The sequence below is a fragment of the Pseudomonas japonica genome (genome assembly GCF_013522925.1).
GTDB classification, from domain to species: Bacteria; Pseudomonadota; Gammaproteobacteria; order Pseudomonadales; family Pseudomonadaceae; genus Aquipseudomonas; species Aquipseudomonas japonica_A.
The window spans coordinates 15,423-30,247 of the sequence record NZ_JAAMQU010000016.1; the positions used below are offsets into that span (position 1 = coordinate 15,423).

The 14,825-nt window shown below is 62.2% G+C and carries 12 protein-coding genes; all 12 read right to left on the bottom strand.

Features of this window, described 5'->3' with window-relative positions; translation table 11 throughout:
• Positions 1-5 precede the first annotated feature (5 nt).
• Complete coding sequence (gene nuoH / locus G7016_RS21685) at positions 6-1,007, bottom strand: NADH-quinone oxidoreductase subunit NuoH (RefSeq protein ID WP_181117785.1); 1,002 nt, start codon at positions 1,005-1,007, stop codon at positions 6-8.
• Positions 1,004-3,721: an NADH-quinone oxidoreductase subunit NuoG gene (gene nuoG, locus G7016_RS21690; RefSeq protein ID WP_181117786.1), complete on the bottom strand. Its 2,718-nt coding sequence runs from the start codon at positions 3,719-3,721 to the stop codon at positions 1,004-1,006. Before nuoG ends, nuoH begins: the two co-directional genes overlap by 4 nt.
• 119 nt (positions 3,722-3,840) lie before the next feature.
• Complete coding sequence (gene nuoF, locus G7016_RS21695) at positions 3,841-5,208, bottom strand: NADH-quinone oxidoreductase subunit NuoF (RefSeq protein ID WP_181117787.1); 1,368 nt, start codon at positions 5,206-5,208, stop codon at positions 3,841-3,843.
• Complete coding sequence (nuoE, locus tag G7016_RS21700; protein WP_181117788.1) at positions 5,205-5,702, bottom strand: NADH-quinone oxidoreductase subunit NuoE; 498 nt, start codon at positions 5,700-5,702, stop codon at positions 5,205-5,207. Before nuoE ends, nuoF begins: the two co-directional genes overlap by 4 nt.
• Before the next feature lie 2 nt (positions 5,703-5,704).
• On the bottom strand, positions 5,705-7,489 hold the full coding sequence (nuoC, locus tag G7016_RS21705) for an NADH-quinone oxidoreductase subunit C/D (RefSeq protein ID WP_181117789.1): 1,785 nt from the start codon (positions 7,487-7,489) through the stop codon (positions 5,705-5,707).
• An 88-nt stretch (positions 7,490-7,577) separates the two neighbouring features.
• The gene (locus tag G7016_RS21710; RefSeq protein WP_181117790.1) at positions 7,578-8,264 is read right to left on the bottom strand and encodes an NADH-quinone oxidoreductase subunit B; all 687 of its coding nucleotides are present in this window, start codon (positions 8,262-8,264) and stop codon (positions 7,578-7,580) included.
• A 10-nt stretch (positions 8,265-8,274) separates the two neighbouring features.
• Entirely contained in the window at positions 8,275-8,688 is a 414-nt protein-coding gene (locus G7016_RS21715; RefSeq protein ID WP_181117791.1) for an NADH-quinone oxidoreductase subunit A, read from the bottom strand.
• Between the two features lie 446 nt (positions 8,689-9,134).
• Complete coding sequence (gene aceA / locus G7016_RS21720; protein WP_181117792.1) at positions 9,135-10,460, bottom strand: isocitrate lyase; 1,326 nt, start codon at positions 10,458-10,460, stop codon at positions 9,135-9,137.
• Positions 10,461-10,930: 470 nt separating this feature from the next.
• On the bottom strand, positions 10,931-11,671 hold the full coding sequence (locus G7016_RS21725) for a secretin N-terminal domain-containing protein (RefSeq protein WP_181117793.1): 741 nt from the start codon (positions 11,669-11,671) through the stop codon (positions 10,931-10,933).
• A gap of 87 nt (positions 11,672-11,758) precedes the next feature.
• The gene (locus G7016_RS21730) at positions 11,759-12,184 is read right to left on the bottom strand and encodes a GNAT family N-acetyltransferase (RefSeq protein ID WP_181117794.1); all 426 of its coding nucleotides are present in this window, start codon (positions 12,182-12,184) and stop codon (positions 11,759-11,761) included.
• Positions 12,177-13,343, bottom strand: coding sequence for a ribosomal protein uL16 3-hydroxylase (locus G7016_RS21735; RefSeq protein ID WP_181117795.1), 1,167 nt, complete (start codon positions 13,341-13,343; stop codon positions 12,177-12,179). The genes G7016_RS21730 and G7016_RS21735 overlap by 8 nt, the downstream gene beginning before the upstream one ends.
• Before the next feature lie 76 nt (positions 13,344-13,419).
• The gene (gene purB / locus G7016_RS21740; protein ID WP_181117796.1) at positions 13,420-14,790 is read right to left on the bottom strand and encodes an adenylosuccinate lyase; all 1,371 of its coding nucleotides are present in this window, start codon (positions 14,788-14,790) and stop codon (positions 13,420-13,422) included.
• Positions 14,791-14,825 lie beyond the last annotated feature (35 nt).

Consider the following 14,825-nt stretch of genomic DNA (forward strand, 5'->3'; position numbering starts at 1 on the left):
TGTCCTCAAGCACCGGCCGGCGTGTTCAACAACACGATCGCGGCGGTGACCAGCAAATTGATCAGGGTCAGCGGGAGGCAGAACTTCCAGCTGAAATCCATCACCTGGTCATAGCGCGGCCGTGGGATCGAAGCCCGCAGCAGAATGAACAGCATGATGAAGAAGGCGGTCTTGAGGGCGAACCACAGGAACGGTACCTGCGGCAGGATATCGAACGGGCCGTGCCAGCCGCCGAAGAACAGCGTGACCAGCAGCGCCGAGATCAGCACGATACCGATGTACTCGCCCACGAAGAACATGCCCCATTTCATGCCGGCATACTCGATGTGGTAACCGTCGGCCAGTTCCTGTTCCGCTTCAGGCTGGTCGAAGGGGTGACGGTGAGTCACGGCCACGCCAGCAATGAAGAACGTACAGAAGCCGAAGAACTGGGGAATGATGAACCACAGGTTCTGCGCCTGGTACTCGACGATGTCGCGCATGTTGAACGACCCCGCCTGCACGATCACACCCATCAATGCCAGGCCCATGAACACTTCGTAGCTCACGGTTTGCGCCGAGGCCCGCAGGCTGCCGAGCAAGGCGTACTTGTTGTTGCTCGACCAACCGGCGAACAGCACCGCGTACACCGACAGGCCTGCCATGGCGAAGAAGAACAACACGCCGATGTTCAGGTCCGCCACGCCCCAGGTGGGGGTGATCGGGATGACAGAGAAGGCGATCAACAGGGCGCTCATGGCCACAACTGGCGCCAGGGTGAAGATCACCCGGTCCACGAATGGCGGGTTCCAGTCTTCCTTGAAGAACATCTTGAGCATGTCGGCGGCAATCTGGAACAGGCCGAACGGGCCAACGCGGTTTGGCCCGTAACGGTCCTGCCACCAGCCCAGCAGGCGGCGCTCGACAAAGCTGAGGAACGCGCCGCAGACCACCACAGCCAGCAAAATGACGATGGACTTCACCACCGACACGATCACGTCGATCACTTCAGGCGTGAACCAGGTCATTGTGCTGCCTCCTGCAGGCCTTCAACCGTTAACCCACCAAATGCCGGTGGAATGCCTGCCAACCCTTTGGGCAGCGCCACCAGGCCGGCGGCGAGTTGCTCATCCACGCGCAGCGGCAGGCGCAACTGCACCCCGCCAATGCTGAGGCTCAGCAGTGCGCCGTCGTTCACGCCCAGCCGGTCGGCTTCGGCCTTGGCCAGGGCCACATAAGGGGAGGGGATACGGGACTGTACAGGCGCGGCACGGGAAGAGGTTTCTTCACTGCCGAACAGGTGGTAGTAAGGCACCGCCGTCCAGGTGCCGCGAGCCGGGGCAAACGCCGCTGGAATGCGGGTGAACCAGGCCAGGTTGTCGCCGCGGGTTTCGATCAGGCGCACGCCCGGGTCGCCTGCGCGCAGATGGCCGCCCACTTCGTCCTGGAACTTGTTCCACGCTTGAGGCGAGTTCCAGCCCGGGGACCAGGCGAACGGCACCTGTTGGCGCAGCTCCTTGCTGCCCGAGTAACCTTCCATGGAGAAGGAGAATGCGCTGTCCACGTCCTGGCTGGTACGTGGTTCGTGCACGCTGATGTTGGCGCGCATGGCCGTACGGCCGGAGTAACGCAGCGGTTCGCGGGCAAGCTTCAAACCCTTGATGCGGAAGGCAGCGGACGGTGCAGCCTCCACAATGCGGGCCAGCTGCGGTGCGCTGGCGGCGCAGGCGGCGGTCACGTGGTCGAGCTGGGTCCAGTCGACCTTGCGCTCCAGCAGGGTGGCGCGCAGGGCATGCAGCCAGCGCCAGCCTTCGTGGGTGAAGTTCTGCGGGTCGAGGTAGTTCGGGTCGAACACCTGGAAGAAGCGCTGTGCGCGGCCTTCCTGGCTGACCAAGGTGCCGTCGCCTTCGGCAAAGCTGGCTGCTGGCAGGATCAGGTCCGCACGGTCGGTGGTCGCGGTTTGCTGGTGGTCGGCAACGATCACCACCTTGGCGGCGGCTAGGGCAGCGTCTACCTTGGCTTTCGGGGCGCGGGTGTAAAGGTCGTTTTCCAGTACTACCAACGCATCTGCGCGGCCTTCGATCAGGGCATCCAGCGCCGCGTCGAGGGATTCACCGCCGAGCATGGCCAGGCCCAGGCTGTTTGCTTCCGGCACGATCAGGCTAAGCGAGCCGGCCTTGGCGCGCAGGGCCAGTGCCTTGGCGATGTTGGCGGCGGCTTCGATCAGGCTGTCATTGCCCAGCGAAGTACCGGACACCACCAGCGGGCGCTTGGCGTTCACCAGTGCATCGGCAATGCGTTGCGCCAGGTCAAGGGCTTCGTCATCCAGGCCCGGTACTGCGGGTGCGCTGGCGTCGATGGCGTGGGCCACGGCGAAACCGATACGCGCTAGGTCTTCGGGCGACGCGTGTACGCATTCTTCGGCAACGTCATCGAGCTTGGTGTCGGTGAGGCTGGCGATGAACAGCGGGTACATCTCGTGCTGCCCGATGTTGTTCACTGCGGCGTTGAGCCAAGGCTGTACGCGCATGGCTTCGGCCATCGCCTCGGCCTTGCCTTTTACCGACTGACGCAGCGCCAGGGCCATGCGGGCGGCGGTCTGGGTCAGGTCTTCGCCGAGTACGAAGACCGCGTCGTGGTCTTCTACTTCGCGCAGGCTCGGGATAGGCAGCGGGCTGTTGTTGAGCACATCCAGTGCCAGGCGGATGCGGGCCAGCTCACCGGCTTCGATACCAGTGTGGTACCAGTCGGCGCCTACCAGTTCACGCAGGGCGTAGTTGCTTTCGAGGCTGGCGCGTGGCGAGCCGATGCCCACGATGGTACGGCCGCTGAGCAACTGGGCAGCCTTGTCCAGCGCAGCGTCGACGCCCAGCATGGTGCGCTCCTGACCCAGCATCGGATGCTTGGGGCGATCCTTGCGGTTCACGTAGCCATAGCCAAAACGCCCGCGGTCACACAGGAAGTAGTGGTTCACCGAGCCGTTGTAGCGGTTCTCGATGCGGCGCAGTTCGCCATAACGTTCACCGGGGCTGATGTTGCAGCCGCTGGAGCAGCCGTGGCAGATGCTCGGGGCGAACTGCATGTCCCACTTGCGGTTGTAGCGCTCGGAGTGGGTTTTGTCGGTGAACACACCGGTAGGGCAGACCTCGGTCAGGTTGCCGGAGAACTCGCTTTCGAGTACGCCATCTTCCACGCGGCCGAAGTAGACGTTGTCGTGGGCGCCGTACACACCCAGGTCGGTGCCGCCGGCGTAGTCCTTGTAGAACCGGACGCAGCGGTAGCAGGCGATGCAGCGGTTCATCTCATGCGCGATGAACGGGCCCAGGTCCTGGTTCTGGTGGGTACGCTTGGTGAAGCGGTACCGGCGCTCGTTGTGGCCGGTCATCACGGTCATGTCTTGCAAGTGGCAATGGCCGCCTTCCTCGCACACGGGGCAGTCGTGCGGGTGGTTGGTCATCAGCCATTCGACAACACTGGCCCGGAACGCCTTGGATTCTTCATCATCGATGGAGATCCAGGTGTTGTCGGTGGCGGGTGTCATGCAGGACATGACGATGCGGCCGCGCTTGTCGTTCTCGTCGTTGTACTGCTTTACCGCGCACTGGCGGCAGGCACCGACGCTTCCCAGCGCCGGGTGCCAGCAGAAGTAGGGAATGTCGAGGCCGAGGGAGAGACATGCCTGTAGCAGGTTGTCCGCACCATCGACTTCGAGCGCTTTGCCGTCTACGTGGATAGTAGCCATGGTTCAAAGGTCTTCGTTGGCCCGGTTTCCCGGGCGTGGCTAATGGAAATCTTGTTCTGGGCCTGGCGCATCGCGTTCACAGGCCGGGGGCGAGGCCAAGCCATCGCCCCTTGCATCAATCAGGCTCCAGCAGGGATCGGCCGTGGTTGGCCAAAGCCTGGCGCCGGGCTCGCCGCTCCCACGGGGGCCATGCCGGCTTCGAACTCTTCCCGGAAGTACTTGATCGCGCTGCCCAGTGGCTCTACGGCGCCGGGGGCATGTGCACAGAAGGTCTTGCCTGGGCCCAGGAAACCTACCAGCCCCAGCAGGGTGTCGATGTCCCCCTGGGTGCCCTGGCGGTTTTCCAGTGCGCGCAGCAGCTTGACCGACCAGGGGAGGCCGTCGCGGCACGGCGTGCAGAAACCACAGGACTCACGCGCGAAGAACTCTTCCATATTGCGCAGCAGCGAGACCATGTTCACCGTGTTGTCCACGGCCATGGCCAGGCCGGTACCCATCCGCGTGCCCACCTTGGCGATACCGCCGGCGTACATCTGCGCCTCGAGGTGCTCGGGCAGCAGGAAACCGGTACCGGCCCCGCCAGGCTGCCAGCACTTGAGGGTATAGCCGTCACGCATGCCGCCGGCGTAGTCCTCGAACAGCTCCCGCGCGGTCACGCCGAAGGGCAGTTCCCACAGGCCTGGGTTCTTCACCTTGCCGGAGAAGCCCATCAGCTTGGTGCCGTGGTCTTCGCTGCCTTCACGCGCCAGGCCCTTGTACCAGTCGATGCCGTTACCAACGATCGCCGGTACGTTGCACAGGGTTTCGACGTTGTTCACGCAGGTCGGCTTGCCCCATACGCCCACGGCGGCCGGGAAGGGCGGCTTGGACCGGGGGTTGGCGCGGCGGCCTTCGAGGGAGTTGATCAGCGCGGTTTCTTCACCGCAGATGTAGCGGCCGGCACCGGTGTGCACGAACAGCTCGAAATCGAACCCGCTGCCCAGGATGTTCTTGCCCAGCAGGCCGGCGGCTTTGGCTTCTTCCACTGCGCGGTTGAGGTGGCGCGCCGCGGTGGTGTATTCGCCACGCAGGAAGATGTAGCCCCGGTACGCCTTGAGCGCGCGGGCGCTGATGAGCATGCCTTCGATCAGCAGGTGCGGCTGCTGCTCCATGAGCATGCGGTCTTTCCAGGTGTTGGGCTCCATTTCATCGGCGTTACACAACAGGTAACGGATGTTCATGGACTCGTCTTTGGGCATCAGGCCCCACTTCACTCCGGTAGGGAAGCCAGCGCCACCCCGGCCCTTGAGGCCGGAGTCTTTCACCGTTTGCACGATCTCGTCCTGGGACATCTGTGCCAGCGCCTTGCGGGCAGCGGTGTAGCCGTCCTTGCGCTGATATTCGTCGAGCCATACCGGCTCGGCGTCGTCACGCAGGCGCCAGGTGAGCGGATGGGTTTCAGCCGCACGGGCAATCCGGTTGGCCGGGCCAAAGGAAGTGAGCGTCATACGTAGGCCTCCAGCAAGCGGCTTACACCATCGGGCTTCACGTCGCCGAAGGTGTCGTCGTCGATCATCAGGGCCGGGGCCTTGTCACAGTTGCCCAGGCAGCACACCGGCAGCAGGGTGAAGCGACCATCGGCGGTGGTCTGGCCCAGGCCGATGCCCAGTTCCTGTTGGATCTGCGCCACCACGGATTCGTGCCCACCGATGTAGCAGACCATGCTGTCGCACACGCGAATGATGTGACGCCCCACGGGCTGGCGGAAGATCTGGCTATAGAAGGTGGCCACGCCTTCGACGTCGCTGGCTGGAATGCCCAGGATGTCGCCAATGGCGTAGAGCGCGCCATCTGGCACCCAGCCACGTTCCTTCTGCACGATCTTCAACGCTTCGATCGACGCGGCGCGCGGGTCTTCGTAATGGTGCAACTCGTGCTCGATGGCCGAGCGCTCGGTTTCGCTGAGGACGAAACGGTCAGTCTGGATAAGCGTACTGTTCATGCTTAGCGGTCCACATCGGCCATGACGAAGTCGATACTGCCCAGGTACGCGATCAGGTCGGCGACCATGCTGCCACGGATCACCGAAGGGATCTGTTGCAGGTGCGGATAGCTGGGGGTACGGATACGGGTACGGTAGCTCATGGTGCCGCCGTCGCTCGTCAGGTAATAACTGTTGATACCCTTGGTCGCCTCGATCATCTGGAAGGATTCGTTGGCCGGCATCACCGGGCCCCACGAAACCTGCAGGAAGTGAGTGATCAGGGTTTCGATATGCTGCAGCGTGCGCTCTTTGGGCGGCGGCGTGGTCAAGGGGTGATCCGCCTTGTACGGGCCGGCCGGCATGTTGCGCATGCACTGCTCGATGATCCGGATGCTCTGGCGCATTTCTTCCACGCGAACCATGCAGCGGTCATAGGCATCGCCATTCACGGCAAGCGGCACCTCGAATTCGAAGTTCTCGTAGCCCGAATACGGGCGCGCCTTGCGCAGGTCGAAGTCGCAGCCGGTAGAGCGCAGGCCAGCGCCGGTAACGCCCCATTCCAGCGCCTCGCGGGTGTTGTACTGCGCCACGCCCTTGGTACGGCCGATCAGGATGCTGTTCTGAAGCGCGGCCTTGGTGTATTCATCCAGGCGCTTGGGCATCCATTCGATGAAGTCTTTGACCAGCTTTTCCCAGCCGCGGGGCAAGTCGTGCGCCACGCCGCCGATCCGATACCAGGCCGGGTGCAGGCGGAAGCCGGTGATCGCCTCGATCACGGTGTAGGCGCGCTGGCGGTCAGTGAAGGTGAAGAACACCGGGGTCATCGCACCCACGTCCTGGATATAAGTGCCCAGGAACAGCAGGTGGCTGGTGATGCGGAAGAACTCGGCCATCATGATGCGGATGGTGTTCACCCGGTCCGGCACAGTGATGCCAGCGAGTTTTTCCACGGCCAGCACGTACGGCAGGTTGTTCATCACCCCGCCGAGGTAATCGATGCGGTCGGTGTAGGGAATATAGCTGTGCCACGACTGCCGCTCGCCCATCTTCTCGGCGCCGCGGTGGTGGTAACCGATATCCGGCACGCAGTCGACGATCTCTTCACCGTCCAGCTGCAGGATGATGCGGAATGCCCCGTGGGCCGAAGGGTGGTTCGGGCCCAGGTTGAGGAACATGAAGTCTTCGTTCGCCGTGCCGCGTTTCATGCCCCAGTCTTCGGGGCGGAAGCGTGCGGCCTCTTCTTCATGGGCCTGCTTGGCCAGGCTCAGGCTGTAGGGGTCGAACTCCGTAGCCCGGGCAGGGTAGTCCTTGCGCAGCGGGTGGCCTTCCCAGGTGGGCGGCATCATGATGCGGCTCAGGTTCGGGTGGCCTTCGAAGGTAATGCCGAACATGTCCCACACTTCGCGCTCGTACCAGTTGGCATTGGGCCAGATGCTGGTGACGCTCGGGAGGTTCAGATCGCTTTCGCTCAGCGCGACCTTGAGCATTACATCGCTGTTACGCTCGATCGACATCAGGTGGTAGAACACGGTGAAGTCTGCGTCGGGCAAGCCGCGGCGCTGTGTGCGCAGGCGCTCGTCCACGCCGTGCAGGTCGTACAGCATCGAGTAGGGCTTGGGCACGCCGCGCAAGAAAGCGAGTACTTCCTTGATTTGCGCGCGTGCCACCCACAGCACGGGCATGCCGGTGCGGGTGTGTTGGGCGGTGAAGCTGTCGGCGCCGAAGCGGTTGGTCAGTTCAACGACCACATCCTGGTCGTCAGCCTTGTAGGGCGGGATATACAGAGCGGTGTCCGCTGTTGTCATGGTGTCGGTCGCTTTCGCTTTCGGTCAACGTAAAGAATGAAGGCCAGGTGCGCGCCCGGCCCGCAAGCGGGGCAGGGCGAGCCATGGATCACACTTCGTCTGGGCTGCGCAGGTTGGTGACCTGGATACGCTGTTCGCGGCGCACGTCTTTCTGGGAGGGCATTTCAGCGCGGTATACGCCCTGATCGCCCACTACCCAGGACAGCGGCCGCCGCTCCTTGCCGATGGATTCCTGCAGCAGCATCAAGCCTTGCAGGAACGCTTCGGGGCGCGGCGGGCAGCCGGGCACATACACGTCCACGGGCAGGAACTTGTCCACGCCCTGTACTACGGAATAGATGTCGTACATGCCGCCCGAGTTGGCGCAGGCCCCCATGGAGATCACCCACTTGGGTTCCAGCATCTGTTCATACAGGCGCTGGATGATCGGTGCCATCTTGATGAAAGGCGTACCGGCAATCACCATGAAATCCGCCTGACGCGGCGATGCCCGGATTACTTCGGCACCGAAACGGGCGATATCATGAGGCGCGGTAAACGCCGTGGTCATCTCCACGTAGCAGCACGAAAGCCCGAAATTGTAAGGCCACAGGGAGTTCTTGCGGCCCCAGTTGACCGCACCGCTCAGCACATCTTCGAGCTTGCCCATGAAGACACTGCGGTGCACCTGATCCTCGAGCATCTTGTCATCGACGATGCCTTGTTTGCCCAAGGGGTAGCGCTGTTCCGGATCCTGGGGAGCATCCGGGTCGATCTTGGTAAGGTTGTATTGCATTGCCAAAGCCTCATTGTTTCAGCTTCGCCTGCCGCTTGAGACGACCTTCGGGCGCCCAATCGAGAGCCCCCACTCGCCAAAGGTAGACAAGACCCGCCAACAGAATTGCTATGAAAATGAGTGCTTCGGCAAAGCCTGCCCAGCCGCTTTCGCGGACGGACACAGACCAGGCGAACAAAAAGAGGGCTTCGATATCGAAGATCACGAACAGCATCGCGACCAGATAGAATTTTGCAGACAACCGCAGGCGCGCGCTGCCAACAGGCAGCATGCCGGATTCGAAGGGGTCGTTCTTGCTTCGGCCCCAGGCCTTGCCGCCGAGCAGGCTGGAAAGGCCAAGCATGAAGGCACAAAGCCCCACTACACCCAGAAGGAAGATGGCAAAGCCCCAGTTGTGGGCGATGAGTCCTGCTGTTGGGGTCATGCTGGCAGTCCTTAACAGAGACATAAGGCTCTGAATCGAAGTAGGGTAAAGCAGTGACGAAATGTCGCAGCCATAAGATCGGCGGATTTTATGGGCAAACCCGCAGCAAGTAAATTTGCTGCATCAAATTAATTCGTCCAATCCAATGAGTTAACGCTTTCTATCGAAGGTCTAGGGCCCGCCGTCCGGGCATTCGACCCGTTTTGTTCAATGCTGTTTCCTCCGCTGCGCAATAAACTTAAGTAAATGATAATTAGTCGCAACTACTGTACTTGAGCCGCTGTTTGTACGCGCTGAAGTCACTATAGTCCCGGTTTCAGTTTATGCCGTTTTCATTTGGGAGCATTGACGCAGATCATGCCTGGAGGGAAGTGCCGCGGGCGCCCCAGCACGCCTCGCGGGCAATAAAAAAGCCGCCCGAAGGCGGCTTCTGTATCACACGGCTGTCAGTGGAACTGTTCTTCCTCGGTGGAGCCGGTGAGGGCGGTCACCGAGGAAGCGCCGCCCTGGATCACGGTGGTCATGTCATCGAAATAGCCAGTACCCACTTCCTGCTGGTGCGCCACGAAGGTGTAACCCTTGGCAGCATCGGCGAATTCCTGCTCCTGCAGCTTCACGTAGGCGGTCATGTCGTTGCGAGCGTAGTCATGGGCCAACTGGAACATGCCGTGCCACATGTTGTGAATGCCGGCCAAGGTGATGAACTGGTGCTTGTAACCCATGGCGGACAACTCGCGCTGGAATTTCGCAATGGTCGCGTCGTCCAGGTTCTTTTTCCAGTTGAAGGAAGGCGAGCAGTTGTACGACAGCAACTGGTCGGGGTATTCCTTCTTGATCGCTTCGGCGAAGCGACGCGCTTCGTCCAGGTCAGGTTTGGCGGTTTCACACCAGATCAGGTCGGCATATGGTGCGTAGGCCAAGCCGCGAGCGATGGCCTGGTCCAGGCCTGCGCGCACTTTATAGAAGCCTTCCGGGGTGCGGGTGCCGGTCACGAACGGCTGGTCATACGGATCGCAGTCCGAGGTCAGCAGGTCCGCCGCGTTGGCGTCGGTGCGGGCCAGGATGATGGTCGGTACGCCGGCAACGTCGGCTGCCAGACGAGCCGCTACCAGCTTCTGCACGGCTTCCTGGGTAGGCACCAGTACCTTGCCACCCATATGGCCGCATTTTTTCACCGAAGCCAGCTGATCCTCGAAGTGAACGCCGGCGGCGCCTGCCTCGATCATGTTCTTCATCAGCTCATAGGCGTTCAACACACCGCCGAAACCGGCTTCGGCATCGGCAACGATAGGCGCGAAGTAATCGATGTAGCCGTCGTCGCCCGGGTTTTTGCCGGCTTTCCATTGAATCTGATCCGCCCGGCGGAACGAGTTGTTGATGCGTTTGACCACGGTAGGCACGGAGTCGACCGGGTACAGCGACTGGTCGGGGTACATGGACTCGGCGCTGTTGTTGTCGGCAGCGACCTGCCAGCCGGACAAATAGATCGCTTGGATACCGGCTTTTACCTGCTGCACCGCCTGGCCACCCGTAAGAGCGCCCATGCAGTTGACGAAATCTTTCTCAGGCCGGAAGGACGGGTGTGCGCCTTGGGTCACCAGCTTCCAGAGCTTCTCCGCGCCCAGTTTGGCCAAGGTGTGCTCGGGTTGGACCGAGCCACGCAGGCGGACGACATCGGCGGCGGTATAAGTGCGGGTTACCCCTTTCCAGCGTGGGTTTTCCGCCCAGTCTTTCTCAAGGGCCGCTATTTGTTGTTCGCGTGTCAGTGCCATGGGGTGAACCTCGTCGCATAGGTCTCGTAGGGGTGTCAGCTCCACCCGCAGGTGATACGCCAATCAGGGCAGCGGCAGGGGCCTTGGGGTGCGATGGGAAGTTTGCGAGGGGCGAACGGGCGGTTCGACGAACCAGGGCGAACTGAGCTGCGTGTAGTGTGGGGCTCAGGCCACTCCAGATCGCGCGAAACTGGCAGGGGTGCCATCAGCGCTTCCGTCCCTCGGGACAACTTCGTTCCAGTCGCAACCCCGTCGGACCGCCTTTTGGGCCGTGCTGACACAGGAACGGCCCTCGGGATGGTGAAGGCACGCGCCGGAGGCCTTGGTTCAAGGCCCCTGATTAGCGGGAGCGAGGCCATCATGCCTTCGGAGAAATGCATCGTCAAACGTTTTGTAGTGTTTTTTTAAAGGCACTACATATTCCTGAAAATACGACTGAAGGGTCATGAAAAGGCCCTGGAGTCGGTACTTCAGGGCAGGGCATCGACCCGCACGCGCAGGGTCATGTCATCGTGGCCCTGGGTGCCGTAATACCGGGTACCGCCGCTGCGCTCGGCCTGGCTTTGCCCGTTGATCCCGGCCACGGTTATCCATTGGCCAAGCGGGCCGCTTACGCGGGTGTCGGTGCTTTGCACGTTCACCACATCCGGGCGCTCCTGGCTCATTCGGTCGTTGTTGGCGCTGATCGCCAAGTGCACGGTGTCGCCGGTTACGCTGGCCGTCACGTAAAAACCCTGGGTCACGTTGCGGTATTCGGTCTGGGTTTCAAGGCGCCCATACCCATCGGTTTGCGCGGTGGTAAGCGGTACGCTCTGGCCTACCTGGATCAGCGCAGGGCTGCCTTCGCTGGCCTGCACTTGCTGAAGGCCGCCGGTGCGGTTGGCGGTGCCGTAACGGATTACCCGGCCATTGCCAGCGCCGCCGCCCGAGCTGTGGTTGCTGTCACTGGTATCCACGCTGATCAACAGGCGGCGCGCTGGTGCATCGATGCGCTCCATGAGGGCATTGAGCTCATCCAGCTTGCCTGGCTCGGCATTGACGACCAACTGATTGCCCAGCGCACTGACACTGCCTTGATTGCCAAGGAAGCTGCGAATCAGCGGGAGTACATCTTCGCTGGTGCGGTAGTGCAGGTCTAGCACCTGGGTAGCGGCTTGTGTGGCCGGGGCGAGGGCCAGCAGGGCAAGGAAAAACAAAGGGCGCAGCGGCATGGCAGGTTACTCCGCAAGGTTCAGCCCTGAGTATGAACCAGGGCGGACCATGACGGAGCCCCTGCCGGGGCGTGAATCTTTCGCGGCCTAGGCTATGTGGCGCAGCATATCCACATGGGGCAGGCCGGCTTCGAGAAACTCTTCGCTGACCACTTCGAAGCCAAAGCGCTGGTAAAAAGCGGTGGCGTGTACCTGCGCCGTGAGTTTCAGCTCGCCGATGCCGCGCACGCTGGCCTCTGCGATCACCGCTTGCATGAGCGCATCACCCACGTGCAAGCCACGCCAGTCCTTGAGCACTGAAAGCCGCCCTACGTAGCCGTCGGGCAGCAGGCGCGCGGTACCAATGGCGAAGTCTTCCTGCTCTGCGAGGAAGTGGATCGCGGTTTCGTCGTCCGAATCCCACTCCTGCTCGGGCGGCATGGCCTGTTCGGCCACAAAGACGCTTTCCCGAATGTGGTGGATCTTCGAATAATCTCGATGCCAATCTGCCAACCGGACGCGCAGGTCATTCATCGGCGAACCCCAGGCTGCCCTGCATCACTAGCTGGCTGAGGAGGGTAACGGCGTCATCATCGCCCAGCCACGGGGCCAGGTTTTCCTCGTGCAGCGCGTCGGCCGAGCATACCTGTTGCAGCAGGCCGCGAAGGTTGCCTGGCAGCAGCCGGCTTTGCCCGCTGGCGAACAGCATCAACTCGCTGTCCATCTCCGACCAGGCAAGGCGCGCGCTGGGGTTGCGCACCAGCACCGCGCCCTGGCCCAAAGCCTCGAGCAGGTCGGCCTCGCTGAGCTCGCTGCCCGCCACGCGTTCGGCGTACCGGGGTTCGGTCATGAACTGGCCGAACCAGGTGAGCAACAGGCGGTCGTCGCTCATGTGGCGGGCAAGCAAGTCCTTGAGGCGCGTGAGCGCGTCATGCTGGATCTGGCTCGGGTCAACCGCCGGCTTGATGTCCGGGTCACTGTAGCGCTCGTCATCGGGAATGAACTGGCTCAGGAAATCCGTGAAGTGGGTCAGCACTTCGCTGGCGCTCGGGGCACGGAAGCCAATGCTGTACGTCATGCAGTCATCCACGGCCGTACCGTAGTGAGCCAGGCGCGGGGGCAGGTAGAGCATGTCGCCGGGTTCGAGCGTCCAGCTTTCGTTCTCCTCGAATTCAGCGAGGATGCGCAGGTCGGCGTGCTCCAGCAGCGGGCTGTCGGCATCACACATTTGCCCAGTACGCCAGGTGCGCTGGCCCAGGCCTTGGAGCAGGAACACATCGTAGTGGTCGAAATGCGGCCCAACGCCGCCGCCAGGCGCGGCATAGCTGATCATCACGTCGTCGATGCGCCAGGTGGGCAGAAAGCGGAACGGCTCCAGCAGGGCGCTGACCTCGGGTACGAATTGATCCACGGCCTGTACCAGCAAGGTCCAGTCTTTGGCGGGGAGGTTGGCGAAAGCGTCTTCGGCGAACGGGCCGCGGCGCAGCTCCCAAGGGTGATCCCCGTGCTCGAGCACGATGCGGGACTCGATTTCTTCTTCCAGCGCCAGGCCGGCCAGCTCATCGGGGTTTATCGGGTTTTCGAAATCGGTGAAGGCCTGCCGCACCAGCAGCGGTTTCTTCTGCCAGTAGTCGCGAAGAAATTCCTGGGCCGTCATGCCGCCTAGCAGTTGAAGAGGTTTATCGGAAGACATGGATAACTCGTTGTAATTTATGGATATACACAATAAAAAACGCCCGGCCAGGCCGGGCGCTTGCACGATGTTTCAGTCAGACGCGGCGCGCCTGTTCGGCGGCGTTGCCGATGTAGGTCGCTGGCGTGAGGCGAGTGAGCTCGGCCTTGGCAGCGGCTGGCATGTCCAGGCCCTCGATGAACTCCTGCAAGGCTTGAGCAGTAATGCCCTTGCCCCGGGTAAGCTCCTTGAGCTTCTCGTAGGGGTTTTCGATGTTGTAGCGACGCATCACGGTCTGGATGGGCTCGGCCAGTACCTCCCAGCAGGCGTCCAGGTCTGCGGCGATGCGCTGCGCGTTGATTTCCAGCTTGCCGATACCCTTGAGGCTGGCCTCATAGGCGATCACGCTATGGGCAAAGCCCACGCCCAGGTTGCGCAGCACGGTGGAGTCGGTGAGGTCACGCTGCCAGCGGGAGATTGGCAGTTTGCTTGCAAGATGCTGGAACAGCGCATTGGCGATCCCGAGGTTGCCTTCGGAGTTCTCGAAGTCGATCGGGTTGACCTTGTGCGGCATGGTCGAAGAGCCGATTTCGCCAGCAACGGTGCGCTGCTTGAAGTAGCCCAGGGAGATGTAGCCCCACACGTCCCGGTCGAAGTCGATCAGGATGGTGTTGAAGCGGGCGATGGCGTCGAACAGCTCTGCGATGTAGTCATGCGGCTCGATCTGCGTGGTGTAGGGGTTGAACACCAGGCCCAGTTCGTCCTCGATGAAGGCACGGGCGTTGGCTTCCCAGTCGATATCGGGATACGCCGAGAGGTGAGCGTTGTAGTTACCCACGGCACCGTTGATCTTGCCAAGCAGGGGCACGGCCGCGATCTGGGTGATCTGCCGCTCGAGGCGGTACACCACGTTTGCCAGCTCCTTGCCCAGGGTGGTGGGCGAGGCAGGCTGGCCGTGGGTGCGGGACAGCATCGGCACGTCGGCGAAGCGGTGAGCCAGTTCGCGCACGGCTCCGGCAATCTGCCGCATCAGTGGCAACAGCACGGTGTCGCGGCCTTCGCGCAGCATCAGCGCATGGGACAGGTTGTTGATGTCTTCGCTGGTGCAGGCGAAGTGAATGAATTCGCTGACCTTGGCGAGCTCCGGCAGCCGCTCGGCCTGCTCCTTGAGCAGGTACTCGATCGCCTTCACGTCGTGGTTGGTGGTGCGTTCGATTTCTTTCACGCGCTCGGCATGCTCCAGCGCGAAGCCGGTGGCCAGTTCGTTGAGCAGGGCGTTCGCGCCTTCGGAGAACGGCGGCACCTCGCTAACCTGCGGGTGAGCGGCCAACCGCTGCAGCCAGCGCACTTCGACCATGGCGCGGAAACGGATAAGGCCGTATTCGCTGAAGATGGGGCGCAGGGCCTCGGTTTTGCCGGCGTAGCGGCCGTCAACAGGGGAAACCGCAGTGAGCGAAGAAAGCTGCATAGGGTGTTCTCGGGCAGTCGGGCAACGAAAAGGGC

Coding starts and splice junctions, on each gene's coding strand:
- G7016_RS21730 (WP_181117794.1), bottom strand. CDS start 12,184: ATGAATGACCTGCGCGTCCGGTTGGCAGATTGGCATCGAGATTATTCG.
- nuoF (WP_181117787.1), bottom strand. CDS start 5,208: ATGACGCTCACTTCCTTTGGCCCGGCCAACCGGATTGCCCGTGCGGCT.
- G7016_RS21735 (WP_181117795.1), bottom strand. CDS start 13,343: ATGTCTTCCGATAAACCTCTTCAACTGCTAGGCGGCATGACGGCCCAG.
- nuoC (WP_181117789.1), bottom strand. CDS start 7,489: ATGACAACAGCGGACACCGCTCTGTATATCCCGCCCTACAAGGCTGAC.
- nuoH (WP_181117785.1), bottom strand. CDS start 1,007: ATGACCTGGTTCACGCCTGAAGTGATCGACGTGATCGTGTCGGTGGTG.
- nuoG (WP_181117786.1), bottom strand. CDS start 3,721: ATGGCTACTATCCACGTAGACGGCAAAGCGCTCGAAGTCGATGGTGCG.
- G7016_RS21725 (WP_181117793.1), bottom strand. CDS start 11,671: ATGCCGCTGCGCCCTTTGTTTTTCCTTGCCCTGCTGGCCCTCGCCCCG.
- G7016_RS21715 (WP_181117791.1), bottom strand. CDS start 8,688: ATGACCCCAACAGCAGGACTCATCGCCCACAACTGGGGCTTTGCCATC.
- purB (WP_181117796.1), bottom strand. CDS start 14,790: ATGCAGCTTTCTTCGCTCACTGCGGTTTCCCCTGTTGACGGCCGCTAC.
- nuoE (WP_181117788.1), bottom strand. CDS start 5,702: ATGAACAGTACGCTTATCCAGACTGACCGTTTCGTCCTCAGCGAAACC.
- aceA (WP_181117792.1), bottom strand. CDS start 10,460: ATGGCACTGACACGCGAACAACAAATAGCGGCCCTTGAGAAAGACTGG.
- G7016_RS21710 (WP_181117790.1), bottom strand. CDS start 8,264: ATGCAATACAACCTTACCAAGATCGACCCGGATGCTCCCCAGGATCCG.